This window comes from Herminiimonas aquatilis (assembly GCF_042665175.1).
Lineage (GTDB): Bacteria > Pseudomonadota > Gammaproteobacteria > Burkholderiales > Burkholderiaceae_D > Oxalicibacterium > Oxalicibacterium aquatilis.
The window spans coordinates 32,889-55,521 of sequence record NZ_JBHTCC010000004.1; the positions used below are offsets into that span (position 1 = coordinate 32,889).

Sequence of the window (22,633 nt, forward strand, 5' to 3'; positions counted from 1 at the left end):
CAACTACGGAGCAATGAAATATTATTAAACGAAAGCCTACCGAAGCGCCGCAGCAGCCCGAGCCAGCTCGGTAATCCGCGCCCAATCACCAGCGACAAGAGCATCCTTAGGCGTCAACCAAGACCCGCCCACGCAAGCAACGTTTTTACAGGCAAGAAATTGCGCCGCAGTCTCCTGCGAAATCCCACCTGTCGGGCAAAACAGCATATCCGGCAACGGGCCCGCAATCGCATTCAACATACCGACGCCGCCAGCAGGAACCGCAGGAAATAACTTCACCTGACGGAAGCCGGCTTCGCGCGCACTCATCACTTCAGATGGCGTCATCACGCCAGGCAACAGCGGCAAACCGCTGGAACGTGAGCCCTCGATCAAATCCTTCGTCAAGCCTGGCGATACGCCAAAGATCGCACCTGCATCGCGTGCGGCAGCAAAATCTTCATGACGTGTCAACGTACCCACACCCAGAATTGCTTCCGGCACCTGCTCCGCAATGAGGCGAATGGCAGCGAGACCGTGTTGGGTGCGCAAGGTGACTTCCAGTACCCGAATACCACCGGCCACCAAGGCCCGCGCCAAGGGCACCGCGTGCGCAAGGTCGTCAATCGCGATCACCGGAATCACCGGCGAGGACCGCATAATTTCAAGCAGATTCATGGACTGACTCACCTTTCGACTTAAATGGATTGCTGAACGTGGGTATCTTCATCACTGAACGGTTCAGCGTCGCCTTTCGGCAAATTGATCTCTGTATCGCTCGGCACTATCAGGCGCGGCAAGCCAAAAGTCGTTGCGCCATCTTCGGCCACGCTGACTGAAGAGCGGAACATCGCAAATAATTCACGCCCCATACCGACCACATTCGACGAACGATCAGTGGATGCGTGCGGACGTTGCTGCCATTCCGCCTCGTCGACCAAAGCCTGTAGGGTGCCCGCTTCCGCATCCAGTCGGATAATGTCGCCGTCGCGTATGCGTCCCAATGGGCCGCCGGCCAGAACTTCCGGCGACACATGGATCGCTGCAGGCACCTTGCCGGATGCTCCAGACATGCGGCCGTCGGTCACCAGCGCGACGTGGAAGCCGGCATCCTGCAAGCTGCCAAGCGCAGGGGTGAGTGCATGCAATTCAGGCATGCCGTTGGCTTTCGGCCCTTGGAAACGGACGACTGCAACAAAATCCTGGTTCAGATTGCCATCCTGATAGGCATGCATGAATTCCTCTTGCGAGGTAAAGACCATGGCTGGTGCCTCGACCACATGATATTGCGGCTTGACGGCTGAAATCTTGATGACGGCACGGCCGAGATTGCCGGTCAACAGACGCAAACCGCCATCCGGCGCAAACGGTCTTGCGGCCGGACGCAATACGCTTTCATCTGCACTGGCTTCCGGTGCCGGTTTCCAGACGACTTGCTCGCCATCGAGGAAAGGCTCGGTGCAATGGGCACGCAACCCTTTGCCCAATACCGTCGTCACATCGTCGTGCAGCAAACCTGCATCCAGCAATTCCCGAATGACAAAACCGGTACCACCAGCAGCATGAAAATGATTGACGTCAGCTTCGCCATTTGGATAGATGCGCGTGAGCAAGGGAATGACCGCAGACAGCTGATCAAAATCATTCCAGTCGATCACGATGCCCGCTGCTTTTGCAATCGCAATCAGATGGATCGTGTGATTGGTGGAACCGCCTGTGGTCAGCAAAGCCACGATCGCATTGACGATGGTTTTTTCATCGACCAGACGACCGACAGGCGTAAAGGTTTGTCCTTGCGCACTGATCTCTACCGCGCGTTGCGCCGCACGTACCGTCAATGCATCGCGTAAGGGCGTATTCGGTGTGACAAAAGCGGAGCCCGGCAAATGCAGACCCATGACTTCCATCAACATTTGATTGCTATTGGCAGTGCCGTAGAAAGTACAAGTGCCGGCATCATGATAGGACTTGGATTCTGCTTCCAGCAAGGCATCGCGATCGATCTTGCCTTGCGCATACAGCTGGCGGATTCTGGATTTCTCCGAATTCGACATGCCCGTCGTCATCGGGCCGCTAGAAATAAACACCGCAGGCAGATGGCCGAAATGCAAAGCGCCGATCAGCAATCCGGGCACGATCTTGTCGCAAATGCCGAGATAGACCGCGGCATCAAACATATTGTGCGACAGCGCGATCGCGGTCGACATCGCAATCGTATCGCGCGAAAACAGCGATAGCTCCATACCTGGCTGGCCTTGCGTAATGCCGTCGCACATCGCGGGCACGCCGCCACCGAATTGCGCGACGCCACCGATCTTGCGCACCGCATCCTTGATGATGGCGGGGAAACGTTCGTAGGGCTGATGCGCAGACAACATATCGTTGTACGCGGAGATGATCGCCACCGATGGATTCTTTTGCTGCTTCAAGACCAGCTTGTCATTGGCCGGAAACGCCGCAAAACCATGCGCAAGATTGGTACAGGACAAGGTGCTGCGCTGCACGCCTTGCTGTATGGATTCCGACAGTTGATTCAGGTAAGCAGCGCGATAAGGGCGGCTGCGCTCTATGATCCGCTCGGTGACAGCAGACACGACGGGATTGAGCGGCATATGAAATCCTTGAAAACAGTTTTGAAATTTTACTACAATAAAACGTGCCAACCAATCATCTTTTTTGGTTTTCCTACGAAAACATACGACAAGAAATTGCGCAGGAAATTCACTTATTCGACATTATCCTGCAAACAGCCCGAATCATCCTAGCAGATTGAACTTTCGGCAGTTAAGCGTATCCGTAACAGGCTCCCTCCAGATAAGCGACGAGGTGCATTTGATTTAACACCTTGTTCGTACGGAATATATTTGTAGTGAAATTACCATAATTTGATGTATAGTTAAATCCAACTTCTATCGCATATATTGCCCATGCGCACGTCCAACCCAACACCTACGCTCATTGCCACTGCTGCCTTCAAGGCACTGCAACAGCATCATGCTGAAACAAAAAACCGGCAGGTCCGCGATCTTTTTTCGCAAGACCCTGCCCGCTTCTCCACATTATCGATTGAAGGTGCCGGCCTCTTTCTTGATTATTCGAAAAACAGCGTCGACGAAAAGACAATCCAATTGCTGTGCGATCTCGCACGCGAAACGCAAGTAGAAACACAACGCGAGGCCATGTTTTCCGGCAAGGAAATCAATCGCACCGAACATCGCGCTGTCTTGCACACTGCGTTACGCAAACCGCGCAGTGATCAATTGCTGCTCGATGGTCTAAACATCATTCCGGATATTCATGAAGTGCTTGATCGCATGGGCGTATTTTCCGAACGTGTACGTTCTGGCGAATGGCGCGGCTACGATGGTCGCGAGATTACCGACATCGTCAACATCGGCATAGGCGGGTCCTACCTCGGGCCGAAAATGACTTGTCAGGCTTTGCGTTCGTTTGGCCATCCCCGACTCGTCATGCATTTCGTATCGAACGTCGATGGGCACGACCTCGATGCCTTGTTGCCGCGCATAGACCCGGCAACGACTCTTTTTATCGTCGCATCCAAAACCTTCGGCACGTCGGAAACGATGACGAATGCACGTTCGGCACGCGCATGGTTCCTGCACAATGCGAGCGAAGCAGAACTACCCAAACATTTTGTTGCGGTATCCACGCAGCTTGATTTGGTGACGCAATTCGGCATCGCGGCAGAAAACATGTTCCCGTTCTGGGATTGGGTAGGCGGTCGCTATTCAGTCTGGTCGGCCATCGGTTTGGCACTGGTCATCTCGATAGGCATGGATAACTTCAAGGAATTCCTTGCGGGTGCCTATGCGATGGATCAGCACTTCCAGCAAACTCCGCTGGAAAAAAACCTGCCCGTGATCCTGGCCTTGATCGGCATCTGGAATCGTAATTTTGTTGGTAGCAATTCTATTTCGATTGCACCTTACCATCAGGATCTGCGCCTGTTTCCAGGCTATCTGCAGCAACTGGAAATGGAAAGCAACGGCAAGCGTGTCAAGGTCGATGGCTCTCAAGTCGATGTGGCAACCTGCCCTGTCATCTGGGGGGATGTCGGCACAAACGGGCAGCACGCCTATTTCCAGTTGCTGCATCAGGGCACCGATGTGATGGCAGTTGATTTCATCGCTGCGCTGAAGCCATCCCACCAGCTCGCATCGCACCAGGCACTGCTGCTGGCAAACTGCTTTGCCCAATCGGAAGCCTTCATGCGCGGCAAGAATGCGGAAGAAGTCCGAGCGGATATGCAGAAACAAGGTTTGCCGGACGACGAGATCGCAAAGCTGCTGCCGCACCGCACCTTCCCAGGCAATCGCCCTAGCAACACTATTTTGATGGATGCGTTAACTCCTAACACGCTTGGCGCGTTAATCGCGTTGTATGAGCACAAGGTGTTTGTTCAAGGAATCATCTGGGGCATCAACAGTTTCGACCAGTGGGGTGTAGAGCTGGGGAAAATCCTGGCCAGGAACATTGCGGATGAACTGATGCAACAAGCCAAGCCGGAGCAGCACGACAGTTCTACCAATGGCTTGATCGCACGCGCCAAGGCGGCGCTGTAATCAACCGGTCAAATAAGACCTTTACGCTCATGATGTTCCGAAGAACACTGATTCAAGCACCTGAATGTAGTACGCAAACCAAAGACACAAATTAAACAAACTTAATTAGCAAACTTAATAAAAATAATCATGGCTCTTACCGATTTTGATCTCGTACTGTTTGGCGGCGGCGGCGATTTGTCGATGCGCAAACTAATCCCTGCAATGTATGCACGCGACCGTGCCGGGGATTTGCCACCTACTGCGCAGATTATCTGCATAGGCCGCCAGAGCTGGACCGATGCAGAATTCGTCACTGCACTGAATGAAAATGCGCGACCGCATATCAATGAAAAAGTATTTGCGCAGGCATCGTGGGACACCTTTTGCGCACGGGTGCGTTATGTGTCACTGGATGCAACCGATGCCACAACTTATCAGCCGCTGAACGATGTCTTGCGTAACGATGCTGCATTGACCCGCGTGTTTTACCTGGCGACTCCGCCTACGCTGTTCGCCCAAATTTGCCACAACCTGTCGGAACGCGGATTGGCCACTGAAAATTCTCGCGTAGTGCTGGAAAAACCTCTGGGCCGCGACCTAGCCAGTGCCAAGCAAATCAATCTGGAAGTCGGGCAGGTCTTCAAGGAATCGCAGATCTTCCGTATCGACCATTACCTCGGCAAGGAAGCGGTGCAGAATCTGCTGGCGCTGCGCTTCGGCAATGTCTTGTTTGAGCCGCTGTGGCGCCGCGAATGGATTTCCGACGTACAGATCACCATCGCAGAGGAAATCGGCGTCGGCAATCGCATGGGTTACTACGAGACCTCAGGCGCATTGCGCGACATGATGCAAAACCATTTGCTGCAATTGCTGTGCATCGTCGCGATGGAACCACCGCTATCGGTCACGCCGGATGCAGTGCGTGACGAGAAACTGAAGGTCTTGCGTTCGCTCAAGCCATTCACCGCCACCGCGCTGGCAAAAAACATCGTGCGCGGCCAGTATCGGGCCGGCCATGTAGAAGGCAAGGCTGTCCCGGCTTATCGCCAGGAGAAAAATGCCGACCCGGATTCGAATACAGAAACCTTCGTTGCCGTCAAAGCCGAAATCGATACCTGGCGCTGGGCAGGTGTGCCCTTCTATCTGCGTACCGGAAAACGGATGGCAGATCAATTGGCGGAAATCGTAGTGCGCTTCAAAGCGATTCCACACTCCATCTTTGCGCAATCGACCAGCAGCTTCCAGCCTAACTGCCTGGTAATCCGCCTGCAGCCGGACGACGGCCTGCAACTGAACCTGATGGCCAAGACACCGGGCGATGGCATGCGCCTGAAGCCGGTCGAACTGGAACTGGATTTTGCCGAAACCTTCAAGGCACCTCGGATGGATGCGTACGAACGTTTGTTGCTGGACGTATTGCGCGGCCAACTGACGTTGTTTATGCGCAGCGATGAACTCGAGGCTGCATGGGAATGGGTTGAGCCGGTACTACGTCACTGGGAACAGGAAGGTAATGAACCTTTGCCTTACGCCTCAGGCACCTGGGGCCCGGCTGCTGCGAGCGCGCTGATAGGGCGCGATGGCTTGCAATGGCGCGAAGAAGCCTTGCCAGAATAAACGGACGAATACGGAAAACCGCATGCTGCTTGATTCAATACGTACCCAGTACGACTTGCTTTCCAAATCGGAAAAGAAAGTTGCGCTCGCCGTATTGGAGCAACCCGAACTGGCGATCACTGAAAATATCACTGCGCTCGCAAAGAAGGCCAACGTATCCGAGCCCACCGTTGTGCGCTTTTGCCGTGCCATCGGTTTCGAAGGTTGGCACGCATTCAAGATGAAATTGGCACAGGGTTTGGCGCTGTCGCCCGGTGCCGATGAATCGCCGGCACCGGAAGATCTGGCCGCCGATCTGGTCAACAAGATTTGCAGTCGCTCGATCAATACCTTGCTTGACCTGCGCAACAGCCTCGACGCCAATGCCATCGAACAGGCGCTGCAGGTCTTGTCGCGCGCCAGCCGCATCGAGTTTTACGGTCAGGGCACATCCGGCATCATCGCCTCAGATGCGCAACACAAGTTCTTCCGGTCCGGAGTGCCGACCGTCGCATATGCCGATCCGCACATCCACAGCATTGCCGCATCCCTGTTGAAAAAAGGCGATGCCGTCGTGGCCATTTCGCAGCGCGGCAACAGCATCGCCTTATTGCGCAGCGTACAACTGGCTCGTTCCTGCGGTGCCGATGTCGTTATCCTGGCACCCAGCGGCACGCCGCTGGCCGAACTGGCAACAGTACTGATCCCGATTGATCTGCATTTCCATACCGACCCCTACACGCCAATCTCAGCGCGTCTGGCACATCTGGTCGTCATCGATATTCTGGCCGTGGGTCTGGCGCTGCGCCTCAGTCCTGAGCGTCGCAAAAAAATGATTTCTGCGCAAAAGGCACTGCAAAAAATCGAAATGCAATTCGATTCCTTCCTGCGCTAGGGTTTATAAACTTGTGATTGTTTCTTTCATTATTTGATCTAATCACTGATATACCATTTTGCTTTCCCTCAAACTATTGGAATATCTTTGTTCCTGCAGAGTCATCCACACTTTGCGTACAATAGATCTTCGAAGCTAAACATCTTTCTCGCGAATACGTCTGATCATGAACCAACTCGAACAACTGAAGCAGTACACCACGATCGTTGCCGACACGGGCGACTTCCAGTCGATCAAGGCATTTGCTCCGCAAGATGCCACGACCAACCCTTCACTGATTTTGAAGGCTGTGCAGAAAGATGAATACCGCCCGATCATGGAAAAGGTCGCGCACGAACATGCCGGCAAAAGTACCGACCAGATCGTCGATCATTTGCTGGTCGCGTTCGGCACAGAAATCCTCAAAGTCATCCCCGGCCGCGTTTCCACTGAAACCGATGCGCGCCTGTCTTTCGATACCGAAGGTTCGATTGCCAAAGGTCGCACACTGATCAAGCTTTACGAAGCCGCCGGCATCTCGCGCGACCGCGTGCTGATCAAGATCGCCTCGACGTGGGAAGGCATACGCGCTGCCGAAGAACTGGAAAAAGAAGGCATACACTGCAACCTGACTTTGTTGTTCTCGCTGCCGCAGGCGATCGCCTGCGCGGATGCGAACGTACAACTGATCTCACCTTTCGTCGGCCGCATCTATGACTGGTACAAAAAAGCGACAGGGACCGATTACGCGGGCGCGGATGATCCAGGGGTGCAATCGGTAAAACGCATTTACACCTATTACCGCAAGTTCGGCTACAAGACCGAAGTCATGGGTGCCAGCTTCCGCAATACCTCGCAAATTACCGAACTCGCAGGCTGCGACTTACTGACCATCAGCCCGGAACTGCTGCAAAAATTGGCAGAATCAGAGGCGCCATTGGCACGCAAGCTGGTTCCCGCGGAAGCAAAGAATGCCGATATCGAAAAACTCACGCTGGATGAAAAGACCTTCCGCAGCTTGCTCAATGATGATGCAATGGCAACGGAAAAACTGGCAGAAGGCATCCGTGCATTTTGCGCAGATGCGGTGAAGCTGGACAAGCTGATTGAAGCATTACATTAACAGCGTCGCAATGCTTAAAACAACGGGCGTATAATCCGCAGCGCGCAACCCGGCCGTAGCAGCGGTTGGAATTGTCTGCTTGGCAGTGTCTTCTATCCGTGAGCGGTGACCCGCGCTCTCCATTGCTCTTCCACTGTATTGCGGTGACAGGCGTCAAAATGATTTTGATGCCTGTACACGTGATGCTATTGCCTGCGCTATACAACGCGGCACCAAAGATTCTTGGCGAAAATTATAGGAACCCATTGCCGAATCTGAAGTCGTATATGCAGCGACTTGTCTATTTCCCTATCAATAAAAAATGCCAGTTACATGGCGCACGCCGGGATGCAGACGTAAAAGTCTTTCATTTCAAACTACAAGTCATTCAAATTAAACTCTTAAAATGCAAAAAAATATTCTGAACAATTCGGGCATTTTCGCCCTCCTCGCCTTGTTATTTGCAGTGTCTCTGCCTGCCCATGCTCAAGAAAATGTAAATTCGGTTGAGTCCTACAGCAGCAATAACTTGACCCTCTTCACCAGCGTTGCGACCAGACATTTCCGTCCTTCACCCATCCACAATAATCACCAGGGTCTGATTAATCTGGAGTGGAACTATGACAAAAATTATGTAGTGGGTGGTGCGACCTTCAGTAACTCATACAATCAGGATACGCAACTCGTATATTGGGGCGCAAAATTTCGCCCGCTAGATGCAACGCCGGATATGTACGTGAAAGTGGTTGGTGGATTGATTCATGGTTACAAGGATCAGTATCAGGACAATATTCCGTTTAACAAGTACGGAACAGCGCCAGTCGTTTTGCCGGCAGTCGGATACTGCTATAAGCATCTGTGCACCGAATTGATTGTCTTCGGAACCGCAGGTGCGATGTGGACTGCGGGCGCCCGTTTTTAAAATCGGCGAGGGTGAGCGAAAATTTTTACGGCAACAGCTTAGTTAAAATCAGTTGAAGAGCAAACCGTTAAACGTCCAGTACCCGAGCAAGAACAGTCCCAACGCAATCGCAAACTGCTTCAAGAAATTTTTATTCATTTCATCTCCTCGTTGTTATTAACAGTTTCGCGGTTGCGACGGCGTCGACTACACGACGCCATCGCGCCTCAATTCTGCAATTCCTGCCTCATCATAACCCAGTGTTTTCAGGACATCATCGGTATGCTCACCCAAGGCCGGACCCAGCCACTTTGTTTCGCCTGGCGTCTCGGATAACTTGGGCGTAATTGCCGGCAATTTGATCGGCGTACCATCAGCAAACGTATGTTGCTCGAACATTTTACGCGCGAGAAATTGCGGGTCTGTCATCATGTCTCGCACCGAGTAAATTTTCCCGACCGGTACATCTGCCGCCTGCAATATGGCCATTGCACTGTCGATAGTTTGCGTCGCGCACCAGGCTTGTATTGCTTCGTCGATCTCTAGCGTGCGCGGCACGCGGCCATCGTTGCGTGCCAATTGCCCATCGTTGGCGAGATCGTCACGTCCCATCGCCAGCATCAGCCGTTTGAAAATGGCGTCGCCATTACCGGCGATCACAATGTTTTCGCCGTCGCCGGTGGTGTAGGTATTCGATGGCACGATGCCCGGCAAAGCCCCGCCAGTGCGCTCGCGCACCACGCCGGCGTAATCGTATTCCGGCACCAGCGACTCCATCATGTTGAAGACGGCTTCGTATAGCGCGACATCGACCATCTGCCCCTGCCCTGCAATTTGTTCATCGCCGGTCTTGCCGTTCCAGCGCCCACCCGTGGCATCGCGATGGCGCAAGGCCATCATCGCGCCCATCACGCCATGCATGGCAGCGACCGAATCACCGATGGAAATACCTATGCGCAGTGGCGGCCGATCCGGGAAACCGGAAACATAGCGCATACCGCCCATCGATTCACCGATGGCACCAAAGCCAGGCTGATCTTTCAATGGACCGGTCTGACCGAAACCGGACAGCCGCACCATGATGGTTGCCGGATTCTCGGCCTTCAACTGCTCATAACCCAGTGACCATTTCTCCAGCACACCAGGGCGATAATTTTCAATGATGATGTCGGCTTCGAGCGCGAGCTTTTTCGCAATCTGCTGGCCGCGCGGGTCTTTCAGATTCAGCGTCAGGCTTTTCTTGTTACGCGCCTGCACCGACCACCACAAGGACGTGCCATCCTTCAACACACGCCATTGACGTATCGGATCGCCGCCATCCGGCGACTCGATCTTGATGACATCGGCGCCGAACTCTGCCAGCATGCGCGCGCAAAACGGACCGGCGATTAATGTACCGAGTTCAAGAACCTTGATGCCGGCCAGCGGCCCGGCGGATGCGCTTTTAGTCATGGCTGTCAAAAGAAGGGAGAAAGGAGTGCAGCATGATCAACTCTATAAGCTGAAGACCGAAAAATCAGGTGGTACGCCTATCCAGCATTGCACGTGCAATCGTGCCGGCGTCCACATATTCCAGCTCACCACCTACCGGCACGCCGCGCGCAAGTCGACTGACTTTGAGGCCCCGCGCCTTCAGCGTTTCGCTGATGTAATGCGCCGTGGCTTCGCCTTCATTCGTGAAATTAGTCGCCAATACAACCTCCTGCACGATGCCATCGGTAGCACGACTGATCAGCTTGTCCAGGTGTATGTCTTTCGGACCTATGCCATCCAGCGGTGACAAACGTCCCATCAACACGAAATACAAACCCTTGAAGGTCAGCGTCTGCTCGATCATCAACTGATCGCCCGGCGTCTCGACCACACACAGCAGAGCGGGATTACGCTCCGCATCGAGGCAGGTTTCGCATACATCATGCTCGGTAAAGGTATTGCACATCGCGCAGTGCTGCACCCTGTCTACCGCTTGCGACAAGGCGCGGCCCAGCATCGCCGCACCCTCCCGGTCATGCTGCATCAAGTGATAGGCCATGCGTTGCGCAGACTTGGGCCCGATGCCGGGCAGGCGACGCAGTGCTTCTGTCAAAAAATCGAGACTCGATGGCGATTTCAAAAAATGACTTTCAATGATTCAGGCTGAAACCAAGCTGTACCTAAGCGGTAAGTTCGTTACCGAACTGGATACAAATTTAGAAAGGCATCTTGAAGCCAGGAGGTATCGGCATGCCGGCGGTGACGCCTGCCATTTTCTCTTGCGAGGTGGCTTCTGCCTTGCGCACTGCATCATTGAATGCAGCAGCGACCAGATCTTCCAGCATGTCCTTGTCGTCGGCCAGCAAGGACGGATCGATGGAAACGCGCTTCACATCGTTCTTGCAAGACATGACGATCTTGACCAAGCCTGCACCGGACTGACCCTCGACGTCAATCGATGCCAGTTGATCCTGCATCTTTTTCATGTTGTCCTGCATTGCTTGCGCCTGCTTCATCAAACCTGCCAATTGATTTTTCATCATGATGTTGCTCCTTTAAATAAAGCTGAATGAATGGATATCGTTGATTGTGCGCTAGATCGGTTTGACCGAACCGGGCACAATCGTTGCGCCAAATTCGCGCATCAATTTTTGTACGAAGGGATCTTCCCGCATCGATGCTTCTGCTTCGATCTGACGTTCGGCACGATCGGCCATAGCAGCTGCACTGGCGGTGTGTTCTACCGCCCCTATCCTGGTTTGCACGCGCACGGTTTGACCAAAATGTTCTGACAAAACGGCTGTCAGTTTTTCCACACTTCCGTTGGCCAGCAAAACATCCACGGCAACCAGCAACTCGAACTGAATTTGATTGCTATCCATGGTTGGTCCACATGTGAGCAATTCGCTCTGCAAGGCCAACTGTTGTGCCACACCTCGCACTGGCAAAGTTGCTGCAAGTAGGGGCCAGTTGCCATCCCAATTCAAGGACGCTACCGGATGCAAAGTAAATGGACGTGATGCAGCATTTGCCATTGCCGAGGACTGCTGCGTCGTAGGCTGCGGAGTGGATGAGGTGGTGCCTGCTGAACCGGCCATCGCTGCACCTGCCTCAGCAGGCGCTACCGATCGTCCAGATATCAGTTCAGTTTTTTTTTGAGCCGAAGGACTGGAGAATTCGTCGTTGGCACTGCCACGTTCTGCCGGCATTTCGTCATCCCATGGCGGCGCAGGTGGCATGTCAATCGCCATTGTCTTTTCGGCAGGGGCAGGAACTTGAACACGAGCGGCAGGTGCGACAGCCGCAGGCGCGGCCGGCGGAGCCACTTTAATACCAGAACGTGCTGCCTCCAAAGCGGCACGTGCCGGGCTCATACCGCCGCCGGGACGCGTCACTGGCGCACTGGTCGTTACCGCTTGTGGTGTTGCACTCAAACGCGCTGCTGGAGTTGCAGCAGTTGTGCTTGCTGCCATCGTGGCGGATGCAGACGGTCTAGCTGTTTGTACCTGTGGGGCAATCGGCTTCGCTTCTGCCGGACCAAAACCGGGGCGGAAGGCCAGCATGCGCAACAAGGTCATTGAGAAGCCCGCATATTCATCCGGCGCCAGTCCCAGTTCATTGCGGCCGTGCACGGCGATTTGATAGAACAGCTGGATTTCTTCGGCATCGAACAAAGCTGCCAGACGCAATACATCTTCGCGTTCCGGCAAATCATCCGGCAAGGCCGCCGGGACGGTTTGCGCCAGGGCGACCCGATGCAAGAGCGAACCCAGGTCCTGCAGCGCCGCGTTGTATGACAGGCTGCGCGTTGCCATTTCATCAGCCACGGCCAGCAAACCCGCACCATCTTTTTGCGCCAAGGCATCCAGCAAGCGAATCAAAAAGGACTGATCAAGCGCGCCCAGCATGCCCTGCACTGCTTCTAGCGTAACCTTGCCGGCCGCGTAGGCAATCGCCTGATCGGTCAGCGACAAGGCATCGCGCATGGAGCCGTGCGCGCCTTGCGCCAGCAAACGCAATGCGGGTGTTTCGAATTCGATGTGTTCCTGCCCGAGAATATCGTCAAGATGCGCAACGATATGGCCGGGCGGCATTTGTTTCAGATTGAATTGCAGGCAACGCGATAAAACGGTCACCGGTATTTTTTGCGGATCGGTTGTTGCGAGAATAAATTTGACGTGTTCAGGCGGCTCTTCCAGCGTTTTCAACATCGAGTTGAATGCATGGTTGGTCAGCATGTGCACCTCATCGATCATATAGACCTTGAAGCGCGCATTTGATGGCGCGTAAACCGCCTGCTCCAGCAATTGGGCCATTTCATCGACGCCGCGATTGGATGCAGCATCCATCTCGATATAGTCGACAAAGCGCCCGGCGTCGATGGCGACGCACGCGTCACATATGCCACATGGTGTCGCCGTGATGTCGCCGTTACCGTCAGGGCCTATGCAATTGAATGATTTCGCCAAAATACGCGACAGTGTCGTTTTGCCCACGCCACGCGTGCCGGTGAACAGATAGGCATGATGCAGGCGCTTGTTGTCCAGTGCATGCGTCAAGGCTCGCACGACGTGCTCCTGCCCGACTAGCGTGTCGAAGCTTTTCGGACGATATTTACGGGCGAGAACTTGATAGGACATGAGGACCGATCTGGATAAAGGCAAACAAAAACGCAAACCGCATTTTACCTGACGACGGCGGCAGATTTACAGTGTTCCTGTTTTCCTTGCTTACAGGGTAATGCCCGATAAAAAAATCAAAGGAAAAACCAGAGAAAAATCAAGATAAACCGTGTTCGTTCCCATTAAAAATGGCAAGTCGCGACGCCACGTTATAGACTCAATTCAGGCACAGTCTTCCGCCAGTCTTGAAGTTTGCACCATGGCAAAAGGAGCATTCCATGCAATGGCCTACCCATGACGTCAGCAATCAGGCATCTGATTTACACGACTACAATCTGTATGACACCGATCTGGCGCTAGTCGCAGGCATACAAGGCGACCTGGCTGCCTGGCACGAAGCAGATCTGAGCCGCTATGGCGCCGAACTGGGTACGCAGCAAACCCTGCATCTGGGCCAACTCGCCAATCAACATGTGCCAGCACTGCAATCCCACGACCGTTTCGGCAACCGGATCGATGTCGTCGACTTTCACCCCAGCTGGCATCAACTGCTCGCCATGCAAAGGCGTGAAAACCTGCATGCGATGCCCTGGTCGCAGCCGCGTACAGGTGCCCATATTGCGCGCACCGCCGCCTATTATCTGCAGGCGCAGGTCGAATCCGGATCGATGTGCCCGATCACGATGACCTTTGCGTCAATTCCGTTGCTGCAGCAGGAAGAAAAATTGTTTGCAATGCTGAAAGACAAGCTGTTTTCTCGCGAACACGATGCGCGCGATCTGCCCTTGCAACAAAAGCGCTCCATGCTGGTCGGCATGGGCATGACAGAAAAACAGGGCGGCTCCGATGTGCGCAGCAATACCACTACCGCACGTCTTACTCACGGTAAAGGACGCGGCGCCGACTATCTACTGAACGGCCATAAATGGTTTTTCTCTGCGCCTATGTGCGATGCGCATATGGTGCTGGCGCGCACCGATGCGGGCCTGTCCTGCTTCTTCGTGCCGCGCTGGTGGCCGGACGGCAGCAAGAATGCGATATTGATACAAAGGTTGAAAGACAAACTCGGCAATCGCTCCAATGCCAGCAGCGAAGTCGAATTTCACGACGCGTATGGCGTCATGGTCGGCGAAGAAGGTAGCGGCATACCCACCATCATCGAAATGGCGAATCACACGCGACTGGATTGCGTGATCGGCAGTGCGGGCTTGATGCGTAACGCGCTGGTACAAGCCATCCATCATGCACGGCATCGCAGTGCATTCGGGCGCCCACTAATAGAACACGCGCTGATGCGAAATGTCTTGTCCGATCTCGCGCTGGAAAGCGAAGCCGCAACCTTGTTAATGCTGCGATTGGCCCGCGCTGCAGAGGCATCCGGCGCATCGCCCGACAATCTGCGGGAACACGCATGGCGTCGCATCATTACGCCAGCAGCCAAGTTCTGGGTCTGCAAGCGTGCGCTGGAATTTACCGGCGAATGCATGGAAGTCTGGGGCGGCAATGGTTACGTGGAAAGCGGTCCGATGGCGCGTATGTATCGCGAATCGCCAGTCAATTCGATATGGGAAGGGTCAGGCAATGTGATGTGCCTGGATGTATTGCGCGCCATCGCTAAAGAACAGGAGGGTTTTGAGTTACTGCTGAATGAATTACAAGAGACAGCCTCCGCTCATCCTGCGTTGCGCGATTCCATCGACGCCTTGCGGCAAGACTTGAAAAGCTCGGCAGTACAACAGGAAATGCTGGCGCGCCGAATCACGCAGCGTCTGGTGTTGATCATACAATCCTGCCTGATGCTGCAACATGCGCCTGCTGCAAGCGCAGAATTATTCATAGGCAGTCGTAGCGATGCAGAATCCGGCCGCGTATTTGGAACACTAAGCGGCACGAATAATACAGGGGCCACACAGCGCGCAATACTTGAGCGCGCATGGCCAATCTAGCTTCAGCGCGCAGCCAATTCCTGCTCAGGTGTAATCTGCAGCGGACCATCACCGCTGAAACGATCCAGATATAGATAAATCACTGGGGTAATCAACAAGGTAATCACTTGCGACACCAGCAAGCCGCCCACTACCGCCAGGCCCAGCGGTTGTCGTAACTCGGCGCCAGCACCCAAGCCGAGCGCAATCGGCAAGGCGCCGACTGCAGCAGCCAGCGTCGTCATCATGATGGGACGGAAGCGCAGGATACAAGCGGTACGAATCGCTTCCGCCGGTGTCATGCCTTCCTCCCGTTGCGCCGCCAGCGCAAAGTCAATCATCATGATTGCGTTCTTCTTCACCAAACCAATCAGCAACAGAATGCCAATCACCGCAATCATCGTCAGCTCAAAGCCAAAGATGCGCAAAGTCAGCAAGGCGCCCACTGCCGCAGATGGCAAGCCAGCAAGAATCGTGATCGGATGAATATAACTTTCATACAGCACACCGAGCAGAATATAAATCACGACCAGTGCCAGGACCACCAATGCAACCTGACTGCCTTGCGAAGACTGAAACACGGCAGCGTCGCCAGCGTAACTGGTGACGATACTGGTCGGCAGATTGATCGCTTCCTTGATCTGATTTACCTTCTTGGTGGCATCTCCCAGTGGAATACCGGGGGCCAGATTGAAGGACAGCGTGATCGCCTGCAATTGCCCTTGATGATTCACTGAAATAGGCCCAGCCGTGCGCTTGACGGTGGCCACGCTCAATAACGGGACCAAAGTACCGGTTTTGCTGCGCAGATAAATCTTGCTCAGCGTCGATTCATCCTGCATGCCGACGCTGTCATCCTGCATGATCACCGAATAACTATTACTACTCGTATAAATCGTCGAAACCTGGCGATCGCCATATGCGCTATAGAGCGCGGTGCGTATGTCGGCGATACCGACGCCTGCTTCATTGGCGCGATCCCGATTGATCTCCACCACCGCCTGCAAACCCTTCAACTGCGAATCGCTGGTGACATCAATGAAAGCGCCATCGGCACGCATTTGCGCCTGCATTTTTTCTGCCCACGTATTCAATTCATCCGCGCGCACACTTTGCAACACGTACTGGAACTGACTCTTGGAGCTGCGTCCGCCCAGTCGCAGATTTTGCACCGGAGTCAAATAGACGGTCGCGCCCGGTACCGCCTTCACCTTGCGGCGCAAATCGCTTAATACTTTTTCCATAGGCGCGCGTTCCGAACGCGGCTTGAGGCCGACGAACATATTGCCGACATTGCTATCGCGCGCGCGCATGGTCGCGGTTGCTACATTTGGATCGTTCTGAATAATGGTGCCGACCGCATTGACCAGCTTTACCATGGTCGGATAAGACGCATCCTGCGGACCTTCAATCGTGACGCTGATCTGGCCGATATCCTCAGAAGGAAAAAAACCTTTGGGTATCGTGATGAACAAGAACGCCGTCAGCACAAAGGTGCCGACCGCCACCATCAGCATGATGGTCCGATGTGCGAGTGACCAATCCAGCGCTTTCGTATAGCTGGCGAGCAGGCGATTGAAACCTTTTTCGAATGAGCGACTGAGCCAGTTTTCTTTTTCCGCTGTATGAGTTGAACCCGCTTGTGCGCTCCCATCTTCCTTGCCGTGTTGCGGCTCATGCTTGAGCAAGCGGCTGCACATCATCGGTACCAGCGTCAAAGACATGACGGCAGAAACCATCACCGCCAATGACACGACGGCGGCAAACTCATGGAACAGCAAACCGATCACGCCAGGCATAAAAAAGATAGGAATGAAGACGGCGACGAGAGAAATCGAAATCGAAATAATCGTGAAGCTCACTTCACGCGATCCCTTCAAGGCCGCAGCCAGCGGATCCATGCCGGCTTCTATATGACGCACGATGTTTTCCAGCATAACGATCGCATCGTCTACCACCAGCCCGACTGCAATCGTAATACCAAGCAGCGAAATATTGTCGAGACTGTAGCCAAACCAATACATCAAGGCACAACAACCGATCAGCGAAATGGGCAAGGACAACACCGGAATCGTGGTCGCGGTAAGCCGCTTCAAAAACAGGAAAATGACCAGCACCACCAGTGCGATGGTCAACAGCAAAGTGAGTTTCACGTCATGAATCGCCTCGCGTATCGAGACTGAACGATCATTCAATACCTGCAAATCGATGGATGCGGGCATCTGTGATTTGAATTGTGGCAAGGTACGCTTGACGCCATCGACTACCGCCACGGTATTGGCATTCGGCTGCCGTTGGACGGCCAGTACAATCGACGGTTTTCCGTTTACCCAGCTACCGCTCTTGACGGATTCAACACTATCCTCGACCGTCGCCACATCTTTCAGGCGCGTGGTTTGACCATTGCTGCTGCTGATCACCAGATTGCTGAATGCTTCTGCGTTCTTCAATTGTTCATTTGCCTGCAGCGTCAAGGTCTGCCGCGGACCATCCAGTACACCGACCGGCGAATTGGCATTCGACGCACGCAACGATGCTGCAATTTCGTCCATAGTCATATTGCGTGCCGCCAGTTCATCCGGCTTGACCTTGATGCGTACTGCGTAGCGCCGTTGGCCATATACCTGAACCTGCGCCACGCCGTCTATCGTGGACAATGATGGCGAAATCAGATTTTCTGCATAGTCGTTCAGGTCAGACAAGGAGATTGATGGCGAGGTTAATGCCAGCAAGAGGATCGCGGCATCTGCCGGATTGACTTTGCGGTATGCCGGCAAATCATTCATTTCTTCCGGCAAGCTGCGTTGCGCACGCAATAAAGCTGCTTGCACATCAACTGCCGCAGCATCTATATCGCGATTTTGTTCAAACTCGAGCACGATAGACGTATTGCCCAGGGTGCTACTGGAGCTGATGGTAACGACCCCGGCAATCGTTGAAAACTGCTTTTCCAGTGGCGTTGCAACCGACGATGCCATGACTTCGGGACTGGCGCCTGGCAAGGATGCGGTGACGTTAATGATAGGGGTGTCGTAGCTAGGCAAGGCCGCGATCGGCAGCTTGAAGTAGCAGAAGATGCCAATCACAACCACCGCGATCGACAAGAGCACGGTCATGACCGGCCGACGTATACAAAGTTCGGAAATATTCACTGGATAATCAGTCGGGCAATAACACTGTGTTGATCAATTTAAGATACATGCGCCCACGCTTGAAAAATGGCGAGCGATGTCGGCGATCCTGCAATTGGAACCATTAGTGAACCGGGGCGACGGACGCCTTTGTGCCAGCGGCAGACTTGTCTTTTGCCTCGCTGATTTTTCCACCCGTACGCAGATTTTGTGTCCCCTCGACCACGACGCGCGCATTCGCCGCCAGACCTGTAACGGCCGCCTGCCCGTCTTCAATCGCCACGACGTCAATCTTTTGTTCCTTGACCGTGTCGTCCGGCTGCACCACATAAATGAACTTGTACTCGGGCCCGGTGACTACCGCTTGGGCCGGAACCAGCACCGCATTCGTCACGTTGCGCGAGACCATATTCACGCTGACGAACGATCCTGGCCATAATTTTTGCGACGCATTATCGAATTGCGCCTTCATCCGTATCGTGCCGCTTTGCGTATCTGCAGTGTTATCGATGAAGATCAGCTTGCCGGTGACTTCCGGTTGGCCCGGTATCTGCACCTTGACCGGTGCATTTCCTTGCGGATAAGTCGCGGTGATATTTGCCAACTCGCGTTCCGGCAATGAAAAGCTGACAGCAATCGGATCCAGTTGCGAAATCGTCACCATCACCTCCCCTGAGGGCTGCGCCAGACTCCCGGGATGAACATTGATCATCCCGATACGGCCGGAAATACTGGCTTCGATACGATTATCACTGAGGGCAACATTGCCGGATTCAGTCATCGCCTGATTCGCCTTAACGTTATTACGGAGTGACTCAACCTTGTTGCGCGAGGTATCGACGACAGCCTTGGAAACAAAATTACGCGCCAGCAGATCTTCATTCCGTTTCAAGGTCAGTTCGGCATCCGCCAGATCCGACTGACTGGCGGCTAATTCAGCACGCGCTTTCGCCACATTGGATTGATCGCTGCGTTCGTCCAGCGTGAAGAGCAATTGACCGGCCTTGACGAACTGCCCTTCCTTGACGTGAATGGTGCGCACTATGTTCTGCACCTTGGGCCGCACATCGACTGTATTAATTGCCGTCACATAGCCATTGGCCAAAACTTTGATGGGAATCGTCTTTTGTTCGGCAACAGCCGTTTTGACGATTTGCGCATTATCCAATTTTTTGTCTTGTTCTGCGGGAGCGCGCAACAGCATATAAGCAGCGCCGCCAAGCACCAGGACGGCCGCACCGATCAAAAGATATTTTTTCGTTTGTTGCATGCTGACTATTAAGTGTGAACTGGTGAGATGAACTGCAGAAACAGCAATTCATGAAAATAAGCGCATCTGCCAACGTTACCAAGCATTAATTCGTTAGCTATACTAACTGCTAGCTTAACATGCCAATTATTAATCATCGCAACAGGCTGAAGCAAATGACTGCAGACATACAAGGCGATCTAAGCGATTACCAAACAGAACTCGGACAAACGATAGGCGACATCTCGCGTGCCTGGCGTTATCAAATGAATCAGCGTCTCAAGCCATTCGGCCTGAATCTTTCGACACGACAAGTCCTATTACAGTTGCATAGACATCCGCAGGGTTTGATGCAGCGCGACCTCGCGCGCAAGCTGGGCATAGAAAGTCCGACACTGGTTCGTCTTTTAGACATCCTGGAACAAAAGGAATGGATACGGCGCACTGCCTCCGGCGATGACAAACGGCGTAAATATGCAGTATTGACGCCCAAGGCCAATGAGCAATTGAAAATTATCGAGAAATTATCGAAAGAATTACGTGCGGAGATGATGCAAGGCTTGTCAATCAGCGAGATCGAAAACAGTACGCGGGTAATGCTAAGAATGAAAACTAATTTATTGCCGGATTAGCGCAAGATCAGCCGCAGGATCAAACCATCGCAGAGAAAATACGGAACAACTTTGCTCAGCGCAAGTGGCTCCCCATTTCTTCGTGTGCGAAGAATCAAAATCGAATGGAATTAAATTGAAAGTGTGTCGCGATTAATAATCATGCGACAACAAATAAAAGATAAGAGGCGAGCCTGATCTGCGGCACTTGCAGGAAATGACTGTGGCTGCTTCGTTCCCGACCTGACCAGGTTGGCCATGCCGCAATGCGCAGGGGCCCGCCGAGATGAATTTTAACAGCAAAGAACGAAGCGCGCTGCAGGAATTAGCTGCTACAGCGCGACAAACTTTAATGAAATATCAATTCCATTGAAATGGGCTGCTATCTATGACGGCCCATTATTGTGTCGATCCATTCAAAAAATGCTTGGGTGCACTTCCTCGATTAAATCCCCAGTTCCTGCCAGATATGATCGACGCGCTTTTTGACTTCATCGGTCATCTGAATCGTCGTCCCCCACTCGCGGCTGGTTTCACCCGGCCATTTGTTTGTCGCGTCTATCCCCATTTTGCTGCCTAGCCCACTTACTGGCGACGCAAAATCCAGATAATCGATAGGCGTATTGTCGACCAGCGTCGTATCGCGCGTCGGATCAACACGAGTGGTGATCGCCCAGATCACCTCTTTCCAGTCGCGGATATTCACATCTTCATCGACCACGATAATGAACTTGGTGTACATGAACTGCCGCAAAAAACTCCAGACGCCAAACATCACACGCTTGGCATGACCCGGGTAGGCCTTCTTGATCTGCACAACGGCCATCCGGTAACTGCATCCTTCCGGCGGCAAATAGAAATCCAAGATTTCGGAAAACTGCTTTTGCAGCAGAGGAATGAAGACTTCATTCAGCGCCACGCCCAAAACTGCCGGCTCATCCGGCGGCTTGCCTGTATACGTAGAGTGATAAATCGGATCCCGCCGCATCGTGATACGGTCTATCGTGAAGACAGGAAAAGAATCCTGTTCATTGTAATAGCCGGTGTGGTCGCCATACGGACCTTCCAGCGCATGCTCGTAACCGGACGGATGCGATTCATCCGGATAGATATGCCCTTCCAAGACAATTTCAGCGGAAGCTGGCACACGCAACTCGCTGCCCATGGCCTTCACCAACTCGGTCCGGCTACCGCGTAGCAAGCCGGCAAATTGATATTCCGACAAACTGTCAGGCACCGGCGTCACCGCCCCTAATATAGTCGCAGGGTCAGCGCCAAGCGCGACCGCAATCGGATAAGGCTGACCGCGGTTAACAATGCTGTGTTCACGAAAATCCAGCGCGCCACCACGTTGCGCCAACCAGCGCATGATGACTTTGTTGCGTCCAATAACCTGCTGTCTATATATACCCAGATTCTGCCGCTTCTTGTGCGGACCTTTGGTGATCACCAAGCCCCATGTAATAAGAGGCGCAATATCGCCCGGCCAGCAATGCTGAATCGGCAGACGCGCCAGATCGACGTCATTGCCTTCCCATACAATTTCCTGGCATGGTGCACTGCTGCGTTCCTTAGGCGCCATATCCCAAAGCGACTTCACCAGCGAACCGAGGCCCAACATATCCTTGAATCCTTTTGGCGGCTCCGGCTCCTTCAGCATCGCCAATACGTGACCGATTTTGCGTAATTCGCTAACGTCGGTCGCTCCCATTCCGAGAGCAACGCGCTGCGGCGTACCGAAAAGATTACCGAGTACGGGAATTTTATGACCGGTCGGCTGCTCAAACAAAAGTGCCGGACCTTGGGCGCGCAAAGTGCGATCACAGATCTCCGTCATCTCTAAATACGGCGAAACAGGCATGTTTATGCGCTTAAGTTCGCCCATTTGTTGCAACTGAGAAATAAAGTCGCGTAAATCTGTATATTTCATTTTTTTTCGCCATTTTGCACAGTGCACTTGAATTTTCAAATAAAACGGCCAAGTACCTGATTCGCTTAGGTTTTACCGGTAAACGATAGAACCTTAAGATTTAAAAGTAATAGGATTGCGTTTTTATAGTATTGACTTGATATAAACGCCCTCCTACAATTCGCGCAACTTGAAG

General features: G+C 53.3%; 16 protein-coding genes and 1 other RNA gene. 7 read left to right on the top strand and 10 right to left on the bottom strand.

Translation table 11 applies throughout. The features are described 5' to 3' along the window. Positions 1-36: 36 nt before the first annotated feature. Both eda and edd read right to left on the bottom strand, forming a co-directional pair. Positions 37-657, bottom strand: coding sequence for a bifunctional 4-hydroxy-2-oxoglutarate aldolase/2-dehydro-3-deoxy-phosphogluconate aldolase (gene eda, locus ACFQO0_RS14820; RefSeq protein WP_382236062.1), 621 nt, complete (start codon positions 655-657; stop codon positions 37-39). A gap of 20 nt (positions 658-677) precedes the next feature. Continuing rightward, positions 678-2,591 (bottom strand): phosphogluconate dehydratase, encoded by a 1,914-nt coding sequence (gene edd / locus ACFQO0_RS14825; protein ID WP_382236065.1) that lies wholly within the window; start codon positions 2,589-2,591, stop codon positions 678-680. A gap of 315 nt (positions 2,592-2,906) precedes the next feature. Here edd and pgi point away from each other — a divergent pair, with 315 nt between their 5' ends. From pgi to ACFQO0_RS14850, 5 genes are all read left to right on the top strand, one after another. Then, complete coding sequence (pgi, locus tag ACFQO0_RS14830) at positions 2,907-4,562, top strand: glucose-6-phosphate isomerase (RefSeq protein WP_382236067.1); 1,656 nt, start codon at positions 2,907-2,909, stop codon at positions 4,560-4,562. Positions 4,563-4,691: 129 nt separating this feature from the next. Beyond that, positions 4,692-6,161: a glucose-6-phosphate dehydrogenase gene (gene zwf, locus ACFQO0_RS14835; RefSeq protein ID WP_382236069.1), complete on the top strand. Its 1,470-nt coding sequence runs from the start codon at positions 4,692-4,694 to the stop codon at positions 6,159-6,161. Positions 6,162-6,183: 22 nt separating this feature from the next. After that, positions 6,184-7,035, top strand: a complete 852-nt coding sequence (locus ACFQO0_RS14840) for a MurR/RpiR family transcriptional regulator (protein ID WP_382236072.1) — start codon at positions 6,184-6,186, stop codon at positions 7,033-7,035. Between the two features lie 166 nt (positions 7,036-7,201). After that, positions 7,202-8,137 (top strand): transaldolase, encoded by a 936-nt coding sequence (gene tal / locus ACFQO0_RS14845; RefSeq protein WP_382236075.1) that lies wholly within the window; start codon positions 7,202-7,204, stop codon positions 8,135-8,137. 385 nt (positions 8,138-8,522) lie between these two features. Beyond that, entirely contained in the window at positions 8,523-9,038 is a 516-nt protein-coding gene (locus ACFQO0_RS14850) for a sn-glycerol-3-phosphate transporter (protein WP_382236078.1), read from the top strand. A gap of 186 nt (positions 9,039-9,224) precedes the next feature. Here ACFQO0_RS14850 and ACFQO0_RS14855 read toward each other — a convergent pair whose 3' ends face one another. From ACFQO0_RS14855 to ACFQO0_RS14870, 4 genes are all read right to left on the bottom strand, one after another. Beyond that, positions 9,225-10,469, bottom strand: coding sequence for a CaiB/BaiF CoA transferase family protein (locus ACFQO0_RS14855; RefSeq protein WP_382236081.1), 1,245 nt, complete (start codon positions 10,467-10,469; stop codon positions 9,225-9,227). A gap of 64 nt (positions 10,470-10,533) precedes the next feature. After that, on the bottom strand, positions 10,534-11,130 hold the full coding sequence (gene recR, locus ACFQO0_RS14860; protein ID WP_382236084.1) for a recombination mediator RecR: 597 nt from the start codon (positions 11,128-11,130) through the stop codon (positions 10,534-10,536). A gap of 76 nt (positions 11,131-11,206) precedes the next feature. Next, the gene (locus ACFQO0_RS14865; protein WP_382236087.1) at positions 11,207-11,533 is read right to left on the bottom strand and encodes a YbaB/EbfC family nucleoid-associated protein; all 327 of its coding nucleotides are present in this window, start codon (positions 11,531-11,533) and stop codon (positions 11,207-11,209) included. Between the two features lie 51 nt (positions 11,534-11,584). Then, entirely contained in the window at positions 11,585-13,630 is a 2,046-nt protein-coding gene (locus tag ACFQO0_RS14870; RefSeq protein WP_382236089.1) for a DNA polymerase III subunit gamma/tau, read from the bottom strand. 260 nt (positions 13,631-13,890) lie between these two features. Between ACFQO0_RS14870 and ACFQO0_RS14875 the strand changes: the two genes are divergently transcribed. Continuing rightward, positions 13,891-15,558 (top strand): isovaleryl-CoA dehydrogenase, encoded by a 1,668-nt coding sequence (locus ACFQO0_RS14875; protein WP_382236092.1) that lies wholly within the window; start codon positions 13,891-13,893, stop codon positions 15,556-15,558. A 2-nt stretch (positions 15,559-15,560) separates the two neighbouring features. Here the strand turns inward: ACFQO0_RS14875 and ACFQO0_RS14880 are convergent, their stop codons facing one another. Together ACFQO0_RS14880 and ACFQO0_RS14885 are read right to left on the bottom strand one after the other, a co-directional pair. Next, a complete protein-coding gene (locus ACFQO0_RS14880; RefSeq protein ID WP_382236095.1) occupies positions 15,561-18,689 on the bottom strand; it encodes an efflux RND transporter permease subunit in 3,129 nt (1,042 codons plus the stop codon). A 103-nt stretch (positions 18,690-18,792) separates the two neighbouring features. Then, on the bottom strand, positions 18,793-19,938 hold the full coding sequence (locus ACFQO0_RS14885) for an efflux RND transporter periplasmic adaptor subunit (RefSeq protein ID WP_382236098.1): 1,146 nt from the start codon (positions 19,936-19,938) through the stop codon (positions 18,793-18,795). Positions 19,939-20,093: 155 nt separating this feature from the next. Between ACFQO0_RS14885 and ACFQO0_RS14890 the strand changes: the two genes are divergently transcribed. Continuing rightward, entirely contained in the window at positions 20,094-20,549 is a 456-nt protein-coding gene (locus tag ACFQO0_RS14890; RefSeq protein ID WP_382236101.1) for a MarR family winged helix-turn-helix transcriptional regulator, read from the top strand. Positions 20,550-20,712: 163 nt separating this feature from the next. On the opposite strand, the gene ffs is transcribed toward ACFQO0_RS14890, so the two are convergent. Both ffs and ubiD read right to left on the bottom strand, forming a co-directional pair. Further along, positions 20,713-20,811: signal recognition particle sRNA small type (ffs, locus tag ACFQO0_RS14895), an RNA gene on the bottom strand. A gap of 162 nt (positions 20,812-20,973) precedes the next feature. Further along, positions 20,974-22,458 carry a 4-hydroxy-3-polyprenylbenzoate decarboxylase gene (gene ubiD / locus ACFQO0_RS14900; RefSeq protein WP_382236104.1) on the bottom strand — a complete coding sequence of 495 codons (1,485 nt, stop codon included), beginning with the start codon at positions 22,456-22,458 and terminating at the stop codon, positions 20,974-20,976. Positions 22,459-22,633 lie beyond the last annotated feature (175 nt).